The organism is Sphingomonas sp. A2-49, from assembly GCF_025548555.1.
Lineage (GTDB): Bacteria > Pseudomonadota > Alphaproteobacteria > Sphingomonadales > Sphingomonadaceae > Sphingomonas.
The window spans coordinates 86,089-109,065 of sequence record NZ_JAJLPA010000008.1; the positions used below are offsets into that span (position 1 = coordinate 86,089).

Annotated in this window: 17 protein-coding genes; 9 read left to right on the forward strand and 8 right to left on the reverse strand. The window is 71.1% G+C overall.

Translation table 11 applies throughout. The features are described from left to right. The first annotated feature begins 25 nt into the window (after positions 1–25). The 3 genes from mutY to nudC are packed head-to-tail and all read left to right on the forward strand — an operon-like array spanning position 26 to position 3,320. Complete coding sequence (mutY, locus tag LPN01_RS09330) at positions 26–1,096, forward strand: A/G-specific adenine glycosylase (RefSeq protein WP_262828109.1); 1,071 nt, start codon at positions 26–28, stop codon at positions 1,094–1,096. Continuing rightward, positions 1,093–2,451 carry a serine hydrolase domain-containing protein gene (locus LPN01_RS09335; protein ID WP_262828110.1) on the forward strand — a complete coding sequence of 453 codons (1,359 nt, stop codon included), beginning with the start codon at positions 1,093–1,095 and terminating at the stop codon, positions 2,449–2,451. The genes mutY and LPN01_RS09335 overlap by 4 nt, the downstream gene beginning before the upstream one ends. Then, positions 2,448–3,320 (forward strand): NAD(+) diphosphatase, encoded by an 873-nt coding sequence (gene nudC / locus LPN01_RS09340; RefSeq protein WP_262828111.1) that lies wholly within the window; start codon positions 2,448–2,450, stop codon positions 3,318–3,320. The genes LPN01_RS09335 and nudC overlap by 4 nt, the downstream gene beginning before the upstream one ends. Before the next feature lie 19 nt (positions 3,321–3,339). On the opposite strand, the gene LPN01_RS09345 is transcribed toward nudC, so the two are convergent. The 7 genes from LPN01_RS09345 to LPN01_RS09375 form a co-directional block, all read right to left on the reverse strand. Then, entirely contained in the window at positions 3,340–4,650 is a 1,311-nt protein-coding gene (locus LPN01_RS09345; RefSeq protein WP_262828112.1) for a glycoside hydrolase family 130 protein, read from the reverse strand. 99 nt (positions 4,651–4,749) lie between these two features. After that, positions 4,750–5,967: a DUF885 domain-containing protein gene (locus tag LPN01_RS09350; protein ID WP_262828113.1), complete on the reverse strand. Its 1,218-nt coding sequence runs from the start codon at positions 5,965–5,967 to the stop codon at positions 4,750–4,752. Continuing rightward, positions 5,964–9,740: a LamG domain-containing protein gene (locus LPN01_RS09355; protein ID WP_262828114.1), complete on the reverse strand. Its 3,777-nt coding sequence runs from the start codon at positions 9,738–9,740 to the stop codon at positions 5,964–5,966. Before LPN01_RS09355 ends, LPN01_RS09350 begins: the two co-directional genes overlap by 4 nt. A 113-nt stretch (positions 9,741–9,853) precedes the next feature. Beyond that, positions 9,854–11,179, reverse strand: coding sequence for an MFS transporter (locus LPN01_RS09360; protein WP_262828115.1), 1,326 nt, complete (start codon positions 11,177–11,179; stop codon positions 9,854–9,856). A 31-nt stretch (positions 11,180–11,210) separates the two neighbouring features. Continuing rightward, the gene (locus LPN01_RS09365; RefSeq protein WP_262828116.1) at positions 11,211–11,999 is read right to left on the reverse strand and encodes a 2-keto-4-pentenoate hydratase; all 789 of its coding nucleotides are present in this window, start codon (positions 11,997–11,999) and stop codon (positions 11,211–11,213) included. 86 nt (positions 12,000–12,085) lie between these two features. Beyond that, positions 12,086–13,522 (reverse strand): mannitol dehydrogenase family protein, encoded by a 1,437-nt coding sequence (locus LPN01_RS09370; protein WP_262828117.1) that lies wholly within the window; start codon positions 13,520–13,522, stop codon positions 12,086–12,088. Then, on the reverse strand, positions 13,519–14,997 hold the full coding sequence (locus LPN01_RS09375; protein WP_262828118.1) for a UxaA family hydrolase: 1,479 nt from the start codon (positions 14,995–14,997) through the stop codon (positions 13,519–13,521). Before LPN01_RS09375 ends, LPN01_RS09370 begins: the two co-directional genes overlap by 4 nt. Positions 14,998–15,097: 100 nt before the next feature. Between LPN01_RS09375 and LPN01_RS09380 the strand changes: the two genes are divergently transcribed. The 6 genes from LPN01_RS09380 (at position 15,098) to LPN01_RS09405 (ending at position 22,004) form a co-directional block, all read left to right on the forward strand. Then, entirely contained in the window at positions 15,098–16,129 is a 1,032-nt protein-coding gene (locus LPN01_RS09380) for a LacI family DNA-binding transcriptional regulator (protein ID WP_262828153.1), read from the forward strand. Between the two features lie 100 nt (positions 16,130–16,229). Next, positions 16,230–17,699 carry a glucuronate isomerase gene (gene uxaC, locus LPN01_RS09385; RefSeq protein ID WP_262828119.1) on the forward strand — a complete coding sequence of 490 codons (1,470 nt, stop codon included), beginning with the start codon at positions 16,230–16,232 and terminating at the stop codon, positions 17,697–17,699. Positions 17,700–17,725: 26 nt separating this feature from the next. Further along, on the forward strand, positions 17,726–18,565 hold the full coding sequence (kduI, locus tag LPN01_RS09390; protein WP_262828120.1) for a 5-dehydro-4-deoxy-D-glucuronate isomerase: 840 nt from the start codon (positions 17,726–17,728) through the stop codon (positions 18,563–18,565). A 5-nt stretch (positions 18,566–18,570) separates the two neighbouring features. Beyond that, a complete protein-coding gene (kduD, locus tag LPN01_RS09395) occupies positions 18,571–19,326 on the forward strand; it encodes a 2-dehydro-3-deoxy-D-gluconate 5-dehydrogenase KduD (RefSeq protein ID WP_262828121.1) in 756 nt (251 codons plus the stop codon). A gap of 127 nt (positions 19,327–19,453) precedes the next feature. Then, the gene (locus LPN01_RS09400) at positions 19,454–20,464 is read left to right on the forward strand and encodes a sugar kinase (protein WP_262828122.1); all 1,011 of its coding nucleotides are present in this window, start codon (positions 19,454–19,456) and stop codon (positions 20,462–20,464) included. Then, positions 20,451–22,004 carry a carboxylesterase/lipase family protein gene (locus LPN01_RS09405; protein ID WP_262828123.1) on the forward strand — a complete coding sequence of 518 codons (1,554 nt, stop codon included), beginning with the start codon at positions 20,451–20,453 and terminating at the stop codon, positions 22,002–22,004. The genes LPN01_RS09400 and LPN01_RS09405 overlap by 14 nt, the downstream gene beginning before the upstream one ends. A 25-nt stretch (positions 22,005–22,029) precedes the next feature. On the opposite strand, the gene rarD is transcribed toward LPN01_RS09405, so the two are convergent. Further along, positions 22,030–22,920 (reverse strand): EamA family transporter RarD, encoded by an 891-nt coding sequence (gene rarD / locus LPN01_RS09410; RefSeq protein WP_262828124.1) that lies wholly within the window; start codon positions 22,918–22,920, stop codon positions 22,030–22,032. Between the last annotated feature and the right edge of the window lie 57 nt (positions 22,921–22,977).

Genomic DNA, 22,977 nt, shown 5'->3' on the forward strand with positions numbered 1-22,977 from the left:
GGCGCTCCCATGCCATAGCCGGCGCGTGGACGCTACACGCTCTTGCCCCGACGCTGCCGCCGAACCGGCCGCGATCGCTCCTGCGCTGCTCGACTGGTACGATCGCCACCGCCGCGTGCTGCCGTGGCGCGCCCTGCCGGGCGAGACCGCCGATCCGTACCGGGTGTGGCTGTCGGAGGTGATGCTGCAACAGACGACCGTCGCCGCGGTCCGCCCCCGATTCGCGGCCTGGACCGCGCGCTGGCCCGATTTCGCGAGCCTCGCCGCCGCGGACGAGGCGGAGGTGATGGCCGCCTGGGCGGGCCTCGGCTATTATGCGCGGGCGCGCAACCTGGTCGCCGCGGCGAAAGTGGTGGTCGCCGAGCATGGCGGCGCCTTTCCGTCCGACGAGGCGACGCTGCGCACGCTGCCGGGGCTCGGCGCCTATACCGCGGCGGCGGTCGCCGCGATCGCGTTCGGGCGACGCGCGGTGGTGGTCGACGCCAATGTCGAACGCGTGGTGGCACGGCTGTTCGCCATAGCCGAACCGCTGCCGGCCGCGCGCGTCGCGATCCGTGCCGCGGCGGACCGGGTGACGCCGGCGGCGCGCGCGGGCGATTTCGCGCAGGCGATGATGGATCTGGGCTCGGCCATCTGTACGCCGAAGACCCCGTCGTGCCTGCTGTGCCCGCTCGCCGCGCGCTGCCGCGGCTTTCGCGACGGCGCGCCCGAACGGCTGCCGGTCAAGGCGGCGAAAAAGGCGAAACCGCAGCGGCACGGCACCATCTTCTGGTTGCAGCGGGGGCAGGCGGTGCTGCTCGAACGCCGGCCCGACAAGGGGTTGCTCGGCGGCATGCGCGCGCTGCCGACGGGGCCGTGGGTCGACCGGCCGCCGGGGCTGGAGGGGGCGCCGGCCGCCGCCGACTGGCGGTTGCGCAACGCGACGGTGTCGCATGGCTTCACCCATTTCGATCTGGAACTGTCGCTTGCGGTGGCGGAGACGGACGCGCATCACGACGGCGACGGCCTGTGGTGGCCGATCGCGGAGCTGGACCGCGCCGGGCTGCCGACGCTGTTCGCAAAGGCCGCGGCGGCGGTGACGAGGAGGGACGAATGACGCGGACGTACCGGATCGCCGGATTGGGTCTGGCAGGAATGCTCGCGACGGCGGCGGTCGGCGGGCAGGCGCTGCGTCGGGCGGCGCCCGTACCCGCATCGCAGGAGGTCGTCTCGGAGGGGCTGCGGGTGTCGTTCCTGCCGACGACGCAGGCGCTGTTCGACGGCTATGTCCGCGACGGCAAGATGCCGGGGATCGTCGCGGCGTTCGGCGTCGGCGACCGGCCGACGTGGTTCGTCGCCGCCGGACGGCTCGCGACCGATCCCGGCGCCGCGGCGGCGATGCCGGACAGCCTGTGGCGCGTCTATTCGATGACCAAGCCGATCACCGCGATGGCGGCGATGATGCTGATCGAACAGGGCAGGATCGGCCTCGACGATCCGGTTTCGAAATACATCCCGGCGTTCGCGACGATGCGGGTCGCGACCAGCCCGGAGACCAGCCTCGCCAGCGTGCCGGCGCAACGGCCGATCACGATCCGCATGCTGCTGACCCACACGTCCGGCCTCACCTACAACATCATCGCCAGGGGCGCTCTGCTCAAGGAATACGAGCGGCTCGGCATCCTGCCCGCCGCGGTCGGCGCTTCGATCGAGCCGGGCATGCGGCGGGTGCGCCCGGCGACGCTCGCCGCCTTCGCCGATCGGGTGGCGCAGGCGCCGCTGATCGCGCAGCCGGGCACCGCCTGGAACTATTCGGTCGGGCTCGACGTGATGGGCCGGGTGATCGAGGTCGCGTCGGGCATGCCGTTCGACCGGTTCGTCGACACCCGCATCTTCGCGCCGCTGAAGATGACGTCGAGCTACTGGACGGTGCCGCGCGCCGAGGCCGGGCGGCTCGCGACCAACTACGCCTGGACCGCCGACACGCTGGCGCCGCTCGATCCCGGCGCGACCTCGATCTGGCTCCAGCCGCCCAGCTTTCCCTACGGCGGCGCCGGCCTCGTGATGTCGGCGCGCGACTATGACCGTTTCCTGCACATGCTCGCCGACGAGGGCGCGCTGGACGGCGTGCGGATCATGAAGCCCGGGACGGTGCGGCTGGCGATGTCGAACCTGTTGCCCGCGGGCGTGACCTTCGGCGGGGTCGGCGGCGCGACCGGCGGCGCGGCGGCGAACGCGACGCCGATGGGCTTCGGCGCGGGCGGCTCGGTCTATCTCGCCGACGGCCCCGGCGGCATGCCGTCGAAGGGGACCTATGGCTGGGGCGGGGCGGCGGGCACGGTGGCGTTCGTCGATCCGGTGAAGAAGGTACGCGGCACGATCATGGTCAATTACTTCCCCGCCGATCGCTGGCCGGTGCGGCAGGAGGCGGTGCGTGCGCTCGCCGCCGATCTGACGCGGCTGCGCCGATGACCCCGCCCGGCTTCACCGGCGGCACGCTCGACCGCGCCGACGCGCTGCGCCACGATCCCGCTGCGCTGTCGGCGAAGCTCGACTGGCGTGCGCGGCTGCTGCGGCTCGACGGACTGACGCCCGCGATCGAGGACGGGCGGCTCGCCTGGACCAGCCTCGCCGACCTGCCGGAGGGCGCGGAGGTGATCCTGCTCGGGCTCGACGCGCAGGACCGCGCGCACGTCGCCGCGCTGCTGCCCGACAGCGGCGAGGGCACGACGCCGGCGATGCGGTCGCCCGCGCTGATGCAGATGCTCGGCGCGCTGCATGCCGGCGAGGCGGCGACCTATGCCGCGGCGCGCAGCCTGCTCGACTGGCATGCGCGGCACCGCTTCTGCGCGCGCTGCGGGTCGACCACGCACCTGTTCCGCGCCGGCTGGGGGCGGCAGTGCGACGCCTGCTACACCGAACATTTTCCGCGCGTCGATCCGGTCGTCATCATGATCGCCGAACACGACGGCCGCGCGCTGCTCGGCCGCGGCAAGGGCTGGCCGGCGGGCCGCTATTCAGCGCTCGCCGGCTTCCTGGAGCCGGGCGAATCGGTCGAAGAAGCCGTCGCGCGCGAAATCGCGGAGGAAGCGGGCGTGTGCGTGACGAACGTCCGCTACGTCGCCAGCCAGCCATGGCCGTTCCCGTCGTCGCTGATGATCGCCTGCGTCGCGGAGGCGCAGGACGATGCGATCGCACTCGACACCAACGAGCTGGAGGATGCGATGTGGGTGCCGCGCGACCTCGTCCGCGCGGTGCTGGCGGGCGAGCCGGGGCCGTTCCTGCCGCCCCCGCCCTATGCCATCGCGCATACGCTGCTGACGGAGTGGGCGGCGGGCTGACACGCCCGCCCGGCCGCGCTCACCGCATCGCGGCGACCAGATCGTCGAGCGAGGCGGTGGCAAAGCTCGTCATGTCGTCGGCGAGCGCATAGGGCAGCAGCAGCGTGCGGCCGCGCACCAGCCCGCCGCACGAATAGACGACGTTGGGGACATAGCCGTCCCAGGTCTCGCCGTCGGGCTGGATCATCGGTTCGGGCAGGCGGCCGAGCACCTTGGTCGGATCGTCGCGGTCGAGCAGCGCGGCACCGATGCAATAGCTGCGCACGATGCCGACGCCATGGGTGATGACCAGCCAGCCCTCGTCGATCTCGATCGGCGACCCGCAATTGCCGATCTGGACGAACTCCCACGGATATTCCGGCGTCATGATCCGGACCGGATCCGCCCAGGCGAGCGGCGTGTCGCTGGTGCCGTACCACAGGTTCTCGTTGTCGTGGCGGAAGAGGGCGGCGAAACGGCCGCCGATCTTGCGCGGGAACATCGCCATGCCCTTGCCGGGCGCCACCGGCCCCTCGACCGGGTGCATGTGGAACAGGCGGAAATCGTCGGTCTGCAACACCTCCTGCCGCGCCGCCTGCGCGCTGACCGCGGTGTAGGTGCCGATATAGGTCTTGTGGCCGTCCTCTTCGGCGAACTGCACCAGCCGCAGGTCCTCGATGCCGCGGTTCTGGCTCTCGATCACCGGGAACAGCACGGTTTCCGACGGTTCGCGCGCGTCGCGGCAATTGAGCTGGACCAGCGCCTTCGCGCCGATCTGGCGGACGAGCTCGGGATCGGGTTCCTCGATCACCGGCGGCACGCCCTGCCGGCTCGGCGTGTCGATGACGAGATCGTCGTCGTCCGGCCCCCAGGTGCCGGTGCGGAAGGTGACCGAGGACAGGTGCCCCTCGCCGATCCCGCGCAGCGACAGGACGAACCGGATCGCGCCGTCGGGGCAATCGCCCTGATCGGGATGCGGCACGATGCTGGGGTTGAACAGCGCCGCCGCCTCGAACGAATATTCCGCGCTGAAATAGCCGCCGATCAGCATCTTGCGGTGGTCGGATATCCCCGCGTCGAGCTTCAGCTCGCCCGCCACCTCATCGAAGCGGCGAAGCAGCAGCGCGGGGATCTCGCGATGGCGCGCGCCGAGCCCGTCGATGATGACGGTCACCAGGTCCTCCACCGCCGCGTCGGGCATGGCGAGCGTGCGCTCGACGATGCGGTCGCCCCGCGGCTTCCCCTCGACGCGGAACGGATCGGGGTCGCCGGGCAGGAACGGGCGGATCACCGTCCGCTTGGGATCGGGCAGCAAGGTCGGGGCGAGGTGACGGACGAAGGAAGCGGCCAAGGTTACCCTCCGGAAGGCGCGGACCGGCGGGCGCCGGTCGTGTCGGGCATCAGACGCGCGACGGGGGCGGCCGGGTCCGTGCCCGCGGCCCGATCCGGGTTAGGAAATGTTGCCGACCGCGTCGCTGCGCATCCGGCCGTGGACCAGCAGACGGCGGTGGCAAACGATCCGCGCCATGCCGCGCCGGTCGCCGACGGCGTCGTCGATCGCCAGCCATGCCATCGCCTCGGCGACGCGCGACGCCGGCTCCTGTACGATGCGGGCGAGTTCGGTGTCGAACGGCGCGAAATAGGCCGGCTCGCCCTGCCAGGCGATCAGCCGGGCGTGCGCCGCGTCCATGCTCCAGCGGTCGAGGTGGATGCCGATGTCGACCAGCGCGCGCGCGACGCGGAAGATCAGCCAGTGGAGGTGGCCGAGCATCGCCCGCGGATCGGCGAACGCGCCGTCCGCCGCCGCCAGCGTCTCGGCATGCACGCCCCAGCCTTCGACGAAGCTTGCCGCATAGGCGATGCGCAGCGGATGCGGCGGATCGATGCCCTCCAGCCCCAGCTGGATCATGTGGCCGGGCAGCAGCTCGTGCACGACGACGCCGGGCATCGTCCACCGTGGCCGACGGCCGAGCTGCTTCAGGTCGACGATATACCCGCCCTGCCGGTCGGGCGCGGGAACGATGCGATAGCCGGGTCGGCCGGCGGCGACCTCGGCGGGGGACAGGCTGCGGACGAAGACGTCGGTGCACCAGCCCGGCACGCGCCCGACCTGCCCGGCGACGCGGCCGCGCGCCGCGGCGAGCAGCCGGGTCATGTCGGCGACCGCCGCGTCCGCGTCGGCATAGCGATAGCGGTCGTCCCGCCACAGGCGAAGGTAGCGCTCGCCGATGCTGCCGTCGCGGTCGCCGATCGCGGCGAAGGCGGCCGCGGCACGCGCATGCAGGCGTGCCAGCACCTGCGCCAGCCGCGCCTGCGCGGCGCGCGGCGCGACCGGGCCGAGCGAGCGGGCGAGCAGCAGCGCGTAATGATCGGGCGCGATCGTGCCCGCGCCCGCGGCCGGTCGATAGCCCTTCGCCGCGCCGGCCGTATCGGGCAGCAGCGCCAGCCGCGCGTCGATGGCGAGGCCGGCGCGCGCGGTGACGAGGTCGAGCCGCCGGCCCGGCGGCAGCGCGGCGGCATCGACCGCCGCCAGCCGCGCGAGCCCCGCCGCCGGCGGCAGCGCCGCGGCCGCGTCGAGCGCCGCGACCGCGTCGTCGGCGCTTCGGCGGACCGGTACCGCGAGCGTCGCGGCGAGCCCGCCGAGCAGCGCGCGCCGGTCCGGCCTCATCGCGCCGGCACCGCCACGACGTTGTTGCGGCGGGTGACCTCCGGCGCGTCCCCGGCAAGAGCGATGCGGACGTGCGTCCCGCGTGCGGCGGTCGGCATCGTCAGCCGGACCGTCGCGGTGCGGGGCATCAGGTCGACCGGCGCGGCGAGCGCGGGGATCGGTGCGCCCGCGATCGTCCGGCCGTCGGCGTTGACGAGCGTCGCGACGCCCGGCCCGGACGGCACCGAGCCGAGGCCGTGGACGGTCACGGTCAGCGTCCGGCCCTTCACCGCCACGTCGTCGGTGCCGATGCCGATGTCGGGGCGCCGTTCGACCGGGGTGCCGGCGCGGACCAGCTCCGCCTCGATCACGGTGGTGGCATGGGGGGCGAAGGTCACGTCGGTGCCCGCGCTGCGTTCCAGCGTCACCGGCGTCCACGCCCCGGCGGCACGCGTCGTGCGGCCGTCGTCGTCGCTGGTGCCGGTGCGGATCCGCCAATTGCCCGCGGTGACGTTCCACGTCGACATGGTCGCGGCCTGCGCGGTGTCGCCGGTGTTGTAGGCGACGACGCGGAACCGCTCGCGCGTCGCGCCGGGGACCAGGATCGCGACCCGCTCGGCCCCGCCGGGGGTCGCGAACCGCCAGCTGACGGTATTGCCCGGCCACGTCTGGTTGCGGCGCAGCGCGATGCCGCCCAGCCGTTCGCGTTGCAGGATCTCGTTGGGCTGGTCGACGCGATCCGACCACCAATGCCCCTCGGTATACATATATTGGTGCTGCGCCTTGTCGGCATAGGCGTCGGCGTGGAGCGCGGCGAGCGTCGCGGTGTCGCCGGTCGCCGCCCAGGCCGCATAGCGGGCGAACGGGTCGCTCCCCGCGGCCCTGGCGATCCGGTCGCGCAGCGCGGCGCCCCCGGGCATCGTATCGAACGCATTCTCGTTGAATTCGGCGAGGCCCGCGCCGCTCTTGCCGACGCGGCCGAGGATCGGGCGCAGGTAGCGATCGTCGCCGGTGAAGCGCCATGCCGCCCACGCCCCCTGCAACGGCGTGGTGACGCCGCCGCCGTCGCCGACGCGGGTGGCGTCGGTGTTCCAGTCGATCTCGTTGGGATAGTTCCAGCCGCCGTCGGCCCCTTGCGTGCCGTGCGCCATCCACCCGTCGATGACGCCGGTGACCAGCCCGCGCGCGGCGGGGCTGGCGTTGTAGAGGCCGAGCAGGATCGGCGCGTGCAGCACGGTGAAGCTGTACGGCTTCTGCCAGGCGAAGGCGCCTTCGCGATAGACCTTGCGCCCGCCGTACCAGTTGGTGGCGAAATGCATGTGCCCGGCGGCGTTTTTCAGGATCACGCCCTGCAGCGCGCGGGTCGTCGCCATCAGCCGTTCGAGCGCCTTCGGCTCGCCCCAGTTGAGGTACAGGCGCTGTGCGTCGGAATTGAGCCCTTCCTCATAGGCGTGGAGTTCGTCGGTGGTGATATAGCCGAGGCCGTTCACCCGCATGCCGTTGCGATAGACCGCGTCGGACACCGCGCGCAGCGACGCGTTCACCTTGTCCGGCTCGACACCCATCAGCGCGAGGCCGGGCCATTGCTGCGTCAGGTCGGTGTCGTCGGAAATGCCGCCGCCGAAGTCGCCGTAGGGCACCTGGCGGTGATCGATCCACCACGTCACGAAATCGCGGGTGATGCGCAAATCGTCGAGCTGCCGCGCCGCCCAGGCCGGCACCCCGGCGGGGACCGGCGGCAGCGCGACGGCGGGCATGTTCTCGGGCCGGTAATTGATGTCGGCCCAATAGGCGCGGCCCTGCACATGGTCGGGATCGACGCGCAGCAGGTCGCCGATGTCGGCGAAGACCCGCTGGTAGAGCCCTTCGCGCTTCGACGCGGTATGCTCCTCGACCAGGAACCCCCAATTGTCGCGGACCTGGTTGAAGCGGTCGGCGACATGCTCCTTCACCGCCTGGTCGCGCGGCTTGAAGACCAGCCGGATGCGCGCGCCGTCGAGGCTTTGCGCGTCGAAATCGGGCGCGGCGGAGGCGATCGTCAGGTACAGGCTGTCGTTCGACAGGATGCGGTCGCGCAGGTCGAGCCACAGCGTCCGCGCCGCGCCCGGGCGGACCGACACCGACAGGTCGATCATCGCGCGGCCCGGCCAGATCGGGTCGGCGACGCGGATGTTGAGCGCGATCAGGCCGCGCGCGTCGGGCTTCGCCGTCAGCGCGGGCAGGTCGATCGCGATGCCGTCGAGCCCGTCGTGGACGTTCTGCCAGCCGTAATCCCAGGCGCGCGCCAGCGGCTTGTCGGGATAGGCGTCGCCGAAGCTCGCGGGGATCAGGACGTGGACGATCGGCTTGCCCGCCGCGCGCGCCACCGGCGCGGCGCCGCCGCCCGCCGCGCCGGCGCCGACCGCGACCTTCATTCCCGACGACGGCATCGCGACCACCGTCGCGCGCTCGTCCGCGGGATAGCGGCCGGCGATATAGCCGTTGAGCCCGTCGAGGATCGCCATCCGCGGCGATGCGGCGGCATTGACGGTATAGCTCAGCCTGAAACTGCCCGCGGGTTCGGGGGCGGTGCCGACGTCATAGGCCCACAGCTCCTGGATCGGCTGTTCCTGCATGACGTTGGTGAAGCTCAGCACCCCGCCGGTGCGCGGTGCCACCGCATCGACGCTGCGCACGACGCCCTTCGCCCGCGTCGCGATGCGCGTGCCGTTCCAGCTCAACGTGCCATAGGCGGCACCGCGCAGCTCGACGCGGTTGAACCGCTGCCCCTCGGGAACGGTCAGGTCGTAGCGCTTGCCGCCCTCGACATAGACGTTCCAGTCCGGCAGCTCGAAATAATCGTCGCGGCCGGGCAGCTTCGACCGGTTGTAGACGCCGGGCCACGTCGTTTCGGCGATGCCGTCGACGCCCTTGTACATCCATTGCTTGAGGTCCTTCGCATCGGCGAATTCGATGCGGCGGACGCTGGTGACGGGATCGGCGAGGACGGGCGGCGCGCCCGTGTCCCAGCCGTAGCGGTGGAGCCAGGCGGTGCGTTCGCCGGCGGTATCGGCGGGGGCGGCTGCGCCCGGTTCGCCGCGGACGGCGAGCGCGGCGACATCGGCCGTCGCGAGCATATGGTCGTAGACCCGGATCTCGTCGAGGTCGCTGCCGCGCATGAAGCTGTAGCGACTCTGCACCTGATGCGGCGAGATGACGCGGCCGGCCATGCCGAACTGGTCGAGCCCCGAATCGAGGTCGGCGCGCTGGTCGAGCCGCGCGACCTCCTTGCCGTCGACGAACAGGCGGACGCCGCGCGTCTCGTCCCAGGCGAAGGCGATATGCTCCCATTGCGCCGCGGTGGGCGGCGTCGGCATCCGCCACGACACGCGCAGCCGCGACAGATTGGCGTCGGTGACGAAGGCGTCGAAGCCGTGGCCGTTCCAGTCGATGCGCAGGAACGCCATGTCCCAGCTGGTATGGTCGGCGAAGCCGGCGCGGAAGATGACGAACGGCGCGTCGGTGACGGGCGTGCGCGCGCGCCAGAAGAAGGCGAGCGTGCCGCGCTGTGCGATCATGTTGCCCGGCGCCTTCCACGCGACATAGCCTTCGTCCGCCCAGCGCGCCGCGCCGCCGATCGCGCCGTCGGGGGTCACCGTCACCGCGCTCCGGAAATTGGGGACGGGATCGCCGCCCGCCTTGTCCGCGGTCAGGTCCCGGTCCGCGGAAACGCGGAACAGCAGGCCGTCCTGTGCCGCGGCCGCCGGGGCGGCGATGAGGGCGGTGGCAAGCGCAAGCGTGGAGGTGAGTTTCATTGTGCCTCTCCGGCGATCACCCTCGCCCTGCGCCGCCTTCGGCGTCTTTCCCTCTCCCGATGGGAGAGGGAGGGAGCGGCAAGGCCGCGGAAGGGTGAGGGTGATGTAAGGTGTTACCCCGCGTCGACGCGGGCGAGGCGCGGGCTGAGCAGGTGGATGACGATCACGGCGACCAGATAGGTCGATCCGGCGACCGCGAAGATCGGCGTGTAGCTGCCCGTCGTCTCGAGGATGTAGCCGGTGAACTTCGACATCATCATGCCGCCGATCGCGCCCATCGTGCCGCCGATGCCGATCACCGAACCCACCGCCGCGCGCGGGAACATGTCCGACGGCAGCGTGTAGAGATTGGCGCTGAACGCCTGGTGCGCCGCGGTGGCGAGGCCGACGATCGCCACCGCGGTCCAGACGCTGCTGGCATATTGGGCGAAGAAGATCGGCATCACCAGGATTGCGCAGACCAGCATCGTGATCTTGCGTGCCGCATTGGCGGTGAGGCCGCGCTTCATCAGCCGCGACGACGACCAGCCGCCGGCGACCGAGCCCAGGTCGGAGATGATGTAGATGACGACCAGCGGCGGCCCGAAGCTCTTGAGATCGAGGTTGTAGGTCTTGCCGAGGAAATCGGGCGTCCAGAACAGGAACAGCCACCACACCGGATCGATCAGGAACTTGCCGAGCGCGTACGCCCAGGTCTCGCGATAGCGGATCAGCTTGCCCCACGAAATCGGCTCGACCGGATCGGCGGGATCGCTCTCGATATAGGCGAGTTCGTCGGCGCTGACCTTGGTGCTCTCGCGCGGGCGACGATACAGCGCGATCCACGCGACCAGCCAGCCGAGGCTGGCGATGCCGGTGATGACGAACGCCATCCGCCAGCCGAGGCCGAGGTCGATGACGATCCACGGCACCACCAGGGGCGTGACGATCGCGCCGATGTTGGCGCCCGCGTTGAACACGCCGGTCGCCAGCGCGCGTTCCTTGGCGGGAAACCATTCGGTCACCGCCTTGATCCCCGCCGGGAAATTGCCGCTTTCGCCGATGCCCAGCACCGAACGCGCCAGCGAGAACTGGAAGGCGGTGTTGACGAAGCCGCACAGGATATGCCCCGAGGTCCAGATGACGAAGGCGATCGAATAGCCGATGCGTGCGCCGACCACGTCGACGATCTTGCCGAAGCTGAGATAGCCGATGGCGTAGGCCGCCTGGAACCAGAAGATCACGTCGGCATAGGTCGTTTCCGACCAGCCCAGTTCGGCCGAGATCGTCGGCTTGAGCACGCCGATCATCTGCCGGTCGACGTAGTTGATCGCGGTCGCCGCGAACAGCAGCGCGCAGATCACCCAGCGATAGCGGCCGACCGTCGATGCGGCGGCGGCGATCTGCGCATCGCGCGCCGCCCCCGCCCGATCCGTGCCGTTGCCCCGCTCATTGGTCATCGCCATCATCTCTCTCCGTAGCGGGGGCCTCTTAGCGGGCCTCGATCGTGCAGCCGACGGTGTAGCGGCCATCGAAGGTCGCGACCACCCGGTCGCCGACCGCGACCGGATGGACGCCGGTGACCGCGCCGCTCGATATCCACTGGCCCGGCTGGAGCGCGATGCCGCGTGCCGCCATGTGTTCGAACAGGAATCGCGCCGCGCCGATCGGGCCGTCCAGCATCGTCGCCGCGGTCGCCGCGCCGATCGGCGCGCCGTTGATCTCGAGCGTCACCGGCCAGCGATTGAGGTCGACGTCGCGCCAGTCGGCGATGGCGTCGCCGACGACCAGCCCGTTGTTGTTGCCGAAATCGGAGATGGTGACGGTCGCGCCATGGGTGTTGATGCCGGGAAAGGGCGAACTCGCGATCTCGATCCCGACGTGCACCGCGTCGATCAGGTCGCGCGCCTCGTCCATCGTGTACCGCATCTTGGCGGGATCGGGGGCGGCGGCGATGCGGATCAGGAATTCCGCCTCCGCCGCGCCGAAGCCGTCGGCGAAGACCGGCATCGGCAGGTCGCCGTCGGTCGCCTCGAACACGGTGTCGGCGAAGATCGGGCCGCTCAGCCGGTCGATACCGTCGATCGGCGGGTTGATCCGCCCCACCTTCCATCCCGCGACCTTGCCCGTCGCGAGACCCAGTGCGGCGTCCTGCACGCGATAGGCTGTGGCGAGGTCGGGCGGGATCGCGCCGGGATAGTCGGGCAGCGCGTGGCCGTCGCGGCGCGCCGCGACGAAGGCGTGCGCGATGGCGTGGATGGCGGTATCGGTCTGTGGCATCGGATCGGGCCTCGCGCCCCCCTCTCGCTGTTATCGTCGTTGGGGCGAGGGGTATGGGAAACCGGTGTCAATGACAAGTATCCGGATCAGCCGAACAGATCGGACCAGCGCTTTTCGTGCGCCGCGACGGCGGCACGTGCGATTCCCGCGTGCAGCGGCGGGTCGCCCGCGACCTGCGGCGGCAGGCCGAGACCGGCGTCGACGAGGCGGCGGACCAGCGTGACCGGATCGGCCCCCTGCGCGGCGGCGGCAAGGCGCTCGCCGGCGGGGTCGGCGATCGCCTGCCCCCCTGCGGTGCGCGCGATCAGGAAGGCGACCCAGCCGCCGAGCGCGGCGACGACGTGGCCGGGCATCCGCCCCGCGGCGCGGTTGGCCGCCAGCGTATCGCCGAGGCGGTAGGGCAGCTTCTGCGACCCGTCGATCGCGATCTGGTCGAGCCGGTGGACGATCGCGGGGTTGCGGAAGCGTGCCAGCACCTGCTCGCGATAGGCGTCGAGGTCGAGCCCCGGCACCGCGGGCAGCATCGGCACGATGTCCTGCCGGATCATCGCATCGACGAACGCGGCGAGCGCCTCGTCCCCCATCGCCTCCGCCACGCTGGCATGGCCGCGCAGCAGGCCGAGATAGGCGAGCGTCGAATGTGCGCCGTTGAGGATGCGCAGCTTCGCCTTCTCATAGCCCGCGACGTCGCCGGTCAGCGTCGCGCCCGCGCCGGCGAGATCGGGGCCGAGCGGCACGCAGACGTCCTGGATCACCCATTGGGTGAAGCGCTCGCGCTGGACGGCGGCACGGTCCTCCAGCCCCAATGTCGCGGCGACGCTGGCGTAGAGTGCCTCATCCGAGGCCGGTGTGATCGAATCGACCATCGTCGAGGGCACGCGCACCTCGCCCGCGATCCAGTCCGCCAGTGCCGGATCGGTGGCACGCGCGAAGGCGACGAGCGCGGCGTGCAGCTTGGCGCCGTTGCTGGCCAGATTGTCGCACGGCATCGGCACGAACGGCGCGACGCCCGCCGCACGGCGCGCGGCGAGGCCCGCGACGATCCAGCCGACGACGCTCGCCGGCACCGCGGTCCCGGCGAGGTCGCGGACGATGTCGGGATGCGCCATGTCGAGCGTGCCGTCGCCGGCGAGGCAATAGCCCTTTTCGGTGACCGTGGTGGTGACCAGCGCGACCGCGGGGTCGGCGAGCAGTGCGTGCGTGTCCGCCGCGGCGTCGGGGGCGAGGAAGCGGCGATGCGCGCCGATGACGCGCATGGCGGGTTCGGCGTCGCGGATCGCCAGCGTGTAGAGGCCGTCCTGCGCCTCCAGCGCCTCGACCGTGCCGCGGCTGCGCATCGATACCGCGGCGATGCCCCAGCGCGGATCGTGTTGCAGGACCGTGTCGACATAGGCCGCCTGGTGCGCGCGGTGGAACGCGCCCGGGCCGAAATGCACGATGCCGACGCCGGGGTCGGGGCGGCCGGCGGGCGAGGACACGGCGGCGGGCAGCGACGCGAGCGTCGCGCGGGTCAGTCGGATCACAGCGTCACACCTCGTTTCCAGATCGCGATCTCGCGCTCGTCGTTGGTTTCCGCCGCGGTCGGCGCGCCCGACGCGATCGCGCAGATGCGTGCGAGCAGCAACGCCTCCGCCGCCTCGAACCCCTGGTCGAGCACCGCGCCGGCATCGAAGTCGATCCAGCCCGGCTTGCGCGCGGCGAGATCGGCGTTGGACGCGATCTTGACCGTCGGCACCGGGAAGCCGAGCGGCGTGCCGCGGCCGGTGGTGAACAGGATCGCGGTCGCTCCCGCCGCCGCCAGCGCGGTCGACGAGACCGCGTCGTTGCCCGGCGCCTCGAGCAGCGTGAGGCCGTCGCCGCGGATGCGCTCGCCATAGCCGATCACGTCGGCGATCCGGCCCCGGCCCGCCTTCTGCACCGCGCCCAGCGACTTTTCCTCCAGCGTGGTGATGCCGCCGGCGACGTTGCCGGGCGAGGGATTCTCGCTGATCGGCTCGCCGTGATCGATGAAATACTGGCGGAAGCCGGTGATGACGCCGACCATCGCGTCGAACACGCGCGCGTCGGCGGCGCGGTCCATCAGCATCTGTTCGGCGCCGAACATCTCTGGCACCTCGGTAAAGACGACGCGGCCGCCCGCCTCGCCGACGCGGTCGCTGATCCGGCCGACCAGCGGATTGGCGGTCAGGCCCGACAGCCCGTCCGATCCGCCGCACTTGACGCCGAGGACCAGCTTGTCGAGCCCCACCGTCTGCCGCGGCATCGCGGCATGCGCGGCGAGCTCGGCGACCAGCGCGCAGCCCTCCTCGACCTCGTCGGCGCTGAACTGTGCGGTGAGGTAGCGGATCGCGCCGTGCCGCTCGGGCGGGATCGCCGCGAGCAGGTCCTTGACCTGGTTCTCCTCGCAGCCGAGCCCGACGAGCAGCACGCCGCCGGCATTGGGGTGGCAGGCGAGGCTGGCGAGGATCGCGCGAACGCCGGCGAGGTCCTGGCCCAGCTGCGAACAGCCGTGCGGGTGGGTGAAGGCGTGGACGCCGTCGACGTGCGGCGGCAAGGCGGCGCCGGCGCGCTTCGCGATCCGTTCGGCGGTGCGCGCGACGCAGCCGACGGTGGGCAGGATCCAGATCTCGTTGCGCGTGCCGACGCGGCCGTCGGCGCGGACATAGCCCTCGAACGTCGCGCCGGTCGCCGCGGCGGGCTCCGGCGCCGGGCGCGGATCGTAGCGATAGCGTTCGGTGCCCGACAGGCCGGTCGCCAGGTTGTCGCTGTGGACGTGGTCGCCCGGTGCGATTCCGCGACGCGCGCGGCCGATCGGGAAGCCGAACTTCAGCACCGGTTGCCCGGCGGCGAGCGGATGCAGCGCCACCTTGTGGCCGCGCGGTATCGCGGTGGCGAGCGTCACGCCGGCGATGCGCTCGCCCGCCTCCGCATCGTCCAGCAGCGTCGCCACGCTGTCGCCCGCGGCAATCGTCAGCGCCTTGCCCATCGATCCTCTCATCCGACCAGTCCACCGGTGTCATCCACCCATGACGCAGCGTCCCGCCGCTTGCAAGGCTGGTGGGTGGCGGAAGCGCCGGCTGGCGGCTATCGTGACCGCCATGCGCAAATCCGGCCAGCCGACGATCAACGACGTGGCCCGGATCGCGGGCGTTTCGAAAAAGACGGTCAGCCGCGTCATCAACCGGTCGCCCCTGCTCAACGACGACACCCGGAAACGGGTCGAGGACGTGATCGGCGAACTCGGCTATATCCCCAATCCGCAGGCGCGCGCGCTGGCGCTGCGGCGCAATTTCCTGATCGGCCTCGTCCACGACAATCCCAATGCGCAGACGGTGATGAACGTCCAGCAGGGCATGCTGGAGGCGTTGCACGACACCGAATTCGAGATGGTCGTGCGTCCCGTCGATCGCGGCTCGGCGACGATGCTCGAGGATCTGCGCCACTTCCTCGAACGCCAGCGGCTGTTCGGCGTGCTGCTGATGCCGCCGATCAGCGAGAACGACAGCGTCGCCAGGCTGTGCGACGATATCGGATGCCGCTACGTCCGGATGGGATCGGCCGTGCTCGACGGGCCGACGCACATGGTCGCCTCCAACGACCGCGAGGCGGTGCGCGCCGCGACCGACTATCTGATCGCGCAGGGGCATCGCCGGATCGGCTTCGTCGGCGGGCCGCACGGGTTCCGCTCGGCGCGCGAACGCCGCGCGGGTTTCGAGGAGGCGCTGTCCGCCGCCGGCATCGCGATGCCGCGCAGCATGATCGCCGACGGCAATTACACCTTCGATTCGGGGCTGGTCGCGGCCGACCGCCTGCTCGACGTGATCCCGCGACCGACCGCGATCTTTTCGAGCAACGACGAAATGGCGGCGGGCGTCATCCACGCCGCCCGCCAGCGCGGGCTCGACATCCCGCGCGACCTGTCGATCATCGGGTTCGACGACACGCCGATCGCCGCGCACGTCTGGCCCCCGCTGACGACGGTGCGCTGGCCGATCGCGTCGATGGCGCGATCGGCGGCGCTGAAGCTGATCGCGGGCGAGCAGGAGGGCGATGCCGACGTCGAGGAACCCTCGCTGTTCCTGTCGACGCTGATCCGGCGCGCCTCGGTCGCGGCGCCGCCGGGCGGTTGACCGCGCGCGACCGGCCGGCGGCGGCAAAGACGGTTGCACGTATATCTGACACCGGTTACCAGAACGGCAACCGCGAGCGACGACGGAGAGGATCAAGGCTGTGACCCGGGCACTCGAACTGCACCCCGACCGGCTGTTTCCCGCCGACCCGACGACGCGCTCGATCGCCCGGACGCTCTATGCCGGGGTCGCCGACCTGCCGATCGTCAGCCCGCACGGTCACACCGATCCCGTCTGGTTCGCCGACGACACCAACTGGACCGACGCGACGACGCTGCTGCTCGCGCCCGATCACTATCTCTATCGCATGCTCTACAGCCAGGGCGTCGATCTCGACGCGCTCGCGATTCCCCGCCGCGACGGCGTGCCGACGACCGACACGCGCGCGGCGTGGCGCGTGCTGGCGGACCATTACCACCTGTTCCGCGGCACGCCGTCGCGGATGTGGCTCGACCACGTCTTCGCCGAGGTGTTCGGCATGACGCAGGCGTTCGAGCCCGCCACCGCCGACCTGTATTTCGACGCGATCGGCGAAAAGCTGGCGACCGACGCCTTTCGCCCGCGCGCGCTGTTCGACCGGTTCCGGATCGATTTCCTCGCCACCACCGAAGGCGCGCACGACAGCCTCGACGCGCATGCCCGCATCCGCGACAGCGGCTGGAACGGCCGCGTCGTCACCACCTATCGCCCGGACGGCGTCATCGACGTCGAACACGAACAGTTCGCGGGTGCGATGCGCCGCTTCGCCGAACTGACGAACGAGGACGTCTACGGCTGGCAGGGTTATCTCGCCGCGCACCGCAGGCGCCGCGCCGATTTCCGCGCCGCCGGCGCGACCGCCACCGATCACGGCCACCCCACCGCCGCCACCGCCAACCTGTCGCCGCCCGAATGCGAGGCGCTGTTCGCGCGGATTACCGGGGGCGACTGGACACCCGCCGACGCCGAGCTGTTCCGCGCGCAGATGCTGACCGAAATGGCGGCGATGAGCGTGGAGGACGGCATGGTGATGCAGATCCACCCCGGATCGGTGCGCAACCACAATGCAGGGCTGTTCGCCAGCCACGGTCGCGACAAGGGCGCGGACATTCCCGGCCGCACCGATTACGTCCATGCGCTGAAACCGCTGCTCGATCGCTTCGGCACCTCGACCGACCTGTCGATCATCCTCTTCACGCTCGACGAGAGCGTCTACGCACGCGAACTCGCGCCGCTCGCGGGCCATTATCCGTGCCTGAAGCTCGGCCCGAGCTGGTGGTTCCACGACAGTCCCGAAGGGATGCGCCGCTTCCGCGAGATGACCACCGAGACGGCGGGATTCTACAACACCGTCGGGTTCAACGACGACACGCGCGCCTTCCTGTCGATCCCGGCGCGCCACGACGTCGCGCGGCGCATCGACTGCGGCTTCCTCGCCCGCCTCGTCGCCGAACACCGGCTCGAGGACTGGGAGGCGGCCGAGCTGGCGCAGGAGCTGACCAGCGGCCTCGTCCGTCGCGCCTATCGCATCGACGCGCACGATGATAAAGGCTTGGGAAGCCGTTCCAGTATTTGCAACATCGCTGCCTGACGGCAGCACCAACGTTCGGAGTCATCATGTTCGACCGCACCTATTACGCCACGCATCCCGACATGATGGACTGCGTCAGCAACGACGAACTGCGCGACCGCTACCTGATCCAGGATCTGTTTCGGGCGGGCGAATGCGTGCTCAACTACACGCATGCCGACCGCTTCGTGATCGGCGGGGTCCAGGTCGAAAGCGGCTCGGTCGCGCTCCCGGCGCAGGAGGAGCCCGCCTCGGCGAAGGGCCATCCGTTCCTGGAGCGGCGCGAGCTGGCGATCGTCAACGTCGGCAATGTCGAAGGCACGGTGACCGTCGACGGCGAGACGTTCACCCTCGGCAACAAGGACTGCCTGTACGTCACGATGGGCGCGAAGGACGTGACCTTCGCCGGCGACGGCGCGCGCTTTTACCTGGCGTCCTGCCCGGCGCACAAGGCGTTCCAGACGCGCAAGCTGGGGATTGCCGACGCCAACGCGCTGGAGCGCGGCAGCCTTGAGGAATCGAACGAGCGCACGATCTTCCAGCTGGTTATCCCCGGCGTCTGCGACAGCGCGCAGCTGGTCATGGGCCTCACCGTGCTGAAGCCCGGTTCGGTGTGGAACACGATGCCGCCGCACATCCACGAGCGCCGCAGCGAGATCTATTTCTACTTCGAACTGGATGGCCCGAACGACCGCGTCATGCACTTCATGGGTGAAGGCGATGCGATGCGCCATATCGTCGTCGGCAACGAGGAATCGGTGATCTCGCCGCCGTGGTCGATCCACATGGGGTCGGGCACCAAGGCCTATGCCTTCATCTGGGCGATGGCGGGCGAGAACCAGGACTATACCGACATGAACGTCCTCGACATCTGCCAGCTGGCGTAGGCGCGATGGGCAACCCTTTCGACCTCAACGGCAAGGTCGCGGTCGTCACCGGTGCGAACACCGGGATCGGCCAGGCGATCGCGGTGGCGCTGGCCGCCGCGGGGGCCGACGTCGCCTGCGTCGGCCGCACGCCCGCCGAGGACACGGTGGCGCGCATCCGCGCCCTCGGCCGCCGCGCCGAGATCGTCTCCGCCGACCTGTCGACGATCGAGCCGGTCGGCCGCATCGTCGACGAGACGGTGACGACGCTCGGCCGGCTCGACATCCTCGTCAACAATGCCGGGATCATCCGCCGCGCCGACGCGGTCGACTTCAGCGAGGCGGACTGGGACGCGGTCGTCGACACCAACCTCAAATCGGTGTTCTTCCTCTGCCAGGCGGCGGGGCGGTACATGATCGCGAACGGTGGCGGCAAGATCATCAACATCGCCTCGATGCTGACCTTCCAGGGCGGCATCCGCGTGCCGAGCTATACCGCGTCGAAGAGCGGGATCGGCGGCCTGACCAAGCTGCTCGCCAACGAATGGGCGGCCAAGGGCATCAACGTCAACGCGATCGCGCCGGGCTATATCGCGACCAACAACACCGCGGCGCTGCAGGCGGACGCGGCACGCAACACCGCGATCCTCGATCGTATCCCGGCGGGCAAATGGGGCGATGCCGACGACCTCGGCGGTGCGGCGGTGTTCCTCGCCAGCCGTGCGGCGGATTACGTGCAGGGGCATATCCTAGCGGTCGACGGCGGCTGGCTGGCGCGGTGACGTAACGCCGCGTCGCCCTCACCCTTCCGCAGCCTTGCTGCTCCCTCCCTCTCCCCGCGCGAGAGGGAAGAGACGCCGGAGGCGGCGATAGGGTGAGGGTGGATGCGGGACGATTGGGAGAGATACATTGGCCAAGTTCCTGGCGTTCGGCGAGATCATGTTGCGGTTGTCGCCGCCGGGGCGCGAATTGCTGCTCCAGACGCCTCGGTTCGACGTCTGGGTCGCCGGCGCGGAGGCGAACGTCGCCACCGCGCTCGCGAAACTCGGCCACGACGTCGGCTTCGCCAGCAGGGTGCCCGACAACGACCTAGGCCGCTCCGCCATCGCGACGCTGCGCGGGCATGGCGTCGATACCCGCGCCATCCAGACCGGCGGCGACCGCATGGGCCTGTATTTCGTCACGTCGGGCGCGGGCATGCGCGCGACCGAGGTGATCTACGACCGGGCGTATTCGGCGTTCGCCGAGGCGCCGGCGACGGCCTGGGACTGGGACGCGCTGCTCGACGGGGTCGACGGCTTCCACCTGTCGGGCATCACCCCCGCGCTCGGCCCGGTCCCGGCGCAGAGCGCGATCGCCGCGGTGCGTGCCGCCGCCGCGCGCGGCATCCCGATCTCGTTCGACGGCAATTACCGCGCGAAGCTGTGGGAGCGGTGGGACGGCGATCCGCGCGCGCTGCTGACGCAGCTGGTCGAGCATGCCGAGCTGTTGTTCGGCAACCATCGCGACATCGCGCTGCTGCTCGATCGCGACTTCGCCGGCCATGATGGCGAGGATCGCCGCCGCGACGCCGCCGAGGCCGCGTTCGCCGCCTTCCCGAAGCTCCGGACGATCGCATCCACCGCGCGCCACGTCGAGAACGTCGACCTCCACCGCGTGTCCGCGCGCATCGACACGCGCGACGGCCATGCCCAGACCGAAGAGGTCGTGCTCGCCGGCATCGTCGACCGGATCGGCGGGGGCGACGCCTTCGCCAGCGGCGTGCTGCACGCGCTGCGCCGCGGCGGCGACATCGGCGATGCGGCGGCGACGGGTCTCGCGCTCACCGCACTCAAGCATTCGCTGCCGGGCGACGCCTCGCTGTTCCGCCAGGCGGATATCGACGCCTATCTCGCCGGCGGGCTCGATGTCCGGCGCTAGCCGCGACGGTGGCCTGACCCGCCGCGCCGCGATGGGCGGCGGCGCGGCGATGCTGCTCGCTTCCGGAGCAGGCGCACAGGACATGGCGGCGGTGCGCGCGCCCGCGGGCGATTTCGTCGGCACGACGGATGCGGGCGTCCACGCCTTTCGCGGCATCCGCTACGGCCGCGCCGACCGTTTCCGCGCGCCGGTCGCGGTGGCGCAGCCGGGTCGCACGGTCCGGGTGCAGGCGTTCGGCCCCGTCTGTCCGCAAAAGGGCGCGTACGGGCCGCAGGACGAGGATTGCCTGTTCCTCAACGTCTGGACGGCGGTGCCGCGCCGGGGCGCGAACAGGCCGGTGATGCTCTATATCCATGGCGGCGCCTATTCGAACGGCAGCGTCACCGATCCGCTCAACGACGGGCAGCGGCTTGCGGCGCGCGGCGACGTCGTGGTGGTGACGGTGAACCATCGGCTCAACGCGCTCGGCTACCTCTATCTCGCCCGGCTCGACCCGCGCTTTCCCGACAGCGGCAATGCGGGGCAGCTCGACCTGATCCTCGCGCTGAAATGGGTGCGCGACAACATCGCCGCGTTCGGCGGCGACCCGGATCGCGTCATGGTGTTCGGCCAGTCGGGCGGCGGCGCCAAGATCGCGACGATGATGGCGATGCCCGCCGCGAAGGGGCTGTTCCACCGCGCCGCGACGATGAGCGGGCAACAGGTGACCGCGTCGGGCCCGCTCAACGCGACCGCGCGGGCAAAGGCGTTCCTCGCCAGGCTGGGCGACGGCGACGTCGCGACCATGCCCGTCGCGCGGCTGGTCGCGGCGCTCGACGCGGTCGATCCGGTGCTGGGCGGGGGCGTCTATTTCGGGCCGGTGCTCGACATGCGCTGGCTGACCCGCCACCCGTTCTGGCCCGACGCCGCGCCACAGGGCTGCGCGATCCCGATGATGCTGGGCAACGTCCACGACGAGACGCGCGCGTTCATCGGCGTCGATTCGCGGCGGATGCGCGGGCTGACGTGGGACAATCTGGCCGACCGGATGGCGCCCGAGCTGCGCATCGACATCCAGCCCGAATGGGTGGTGGGGCAATATCGTGCGCACTTCCCCGACTGGACACCGGTCGACGTCTTCTACGGCGCCACCACCGCCGGGCGCAGCTGGCGCGGGCAGGTGATCGAGGCGGAGGAGCGCGCGCGGGCCGGCGCCCCCGCCTTCGTCTATCAGGTCGATTTCGCCTCGCGCACCGATCCCCGGCGCGGTGCCTTCCACACCATGGACATCCCGCTGGTGTTCGGCACGCTCGATGCGAAGGGATCCGAAACCGGCACGGGCGCGGATGCGCGCGCCGCCAGCCGGGCGATGCAGGACGGCTTCGTCGCCTTCGCGGCGACCGGCGATCCCAATCACGCCGGGCTCGCCCGCTGGCCGCGCTACACGCTGGCGCGGCGCGCGACGATGATCTTCGACGTCCGTTCGCGGGTGGAGGACGATCCGCGCCGCTGGCAGCGCGAGCTGTTCGCGCGCGTCCCCTATATCCAGCCGGGCACGTAGCGCCGGGGTCGGGGCGCGCGGGGGGTCAGGCCGCCGCGGTCCGGCGCGCCACGGCGATGCTGCTCCATGCATAGAGCGCGCAGCCGACCCAGATCAGCGCGAAGGTCGCCAGCTGCGCGGCGCGCACCGGCTCGCGGTACAGCAGCACCGCTTCGAGGAACTGCAACGTCGGCGCGATGAACTGGAGCAGCCCCATCGTCGTATAGCGCAGCCGCCGTGCGCCCGCCGCGAACATCAGCAGCGGCGCGGCGGTGACCGGCCCGGCGAGGATCAGCAGCAGGTCCATCGTGCCGCTGCGCCCGAACGCCGCGCTGCCGTCGCTGCCGGCGATCAGCAGGACCGCGAGCGCGACCGGCGCGAGGATCGCGGTCTCGATCGTCAGCCCGCCCAGCGCGTCGATCGCAGCGACCTTGCGGATCAGGCCGTAGACGCCGAAGCTCAGCGCGAGGGCGAGCGAGATCCAGATCGCGCCGCCGCCGCTCGCCGCGAGGATCACCACGCCGATGCCGGCGACGCCGATCGCGGCCCCCTGCAACCGGTCGAGCCGTTCCCCGAGCAGCAGCGTGCCGAGCGCGACGTTGACCAGCGGGTTGATGAAATAGCCGAGGCTCGCCTCGACCAGCCGATCGTTGGCGACCGCCCAGATATAGACGAACCAGTTGACCGCGATCAGCGCGGCGCTGGCGGTCAGCATCGCCAGCACGCGTCCGCGCGCCTGCGCCAGCAACGGGCGCAGCCGGCGGGTCGCGATCACCACCGCCGCCAGCAGTAACAGCGACCACAGCACGCGATGCGACAGCACCTGCGCCGGCGGCACCGCCTTCAACAGGTGCAGGTACAGCGGCAGCACGCCCCAGAGCGTATACGCGCCGATGCCATAGGCGAGGCCGGCGCGGGAGGGGGAGGGATCGGCCATCGCCACGCCTGTGGCGGCTGCCGCGCCGCGGCGCAACGGCGAGCCGCGCGGAGCGGC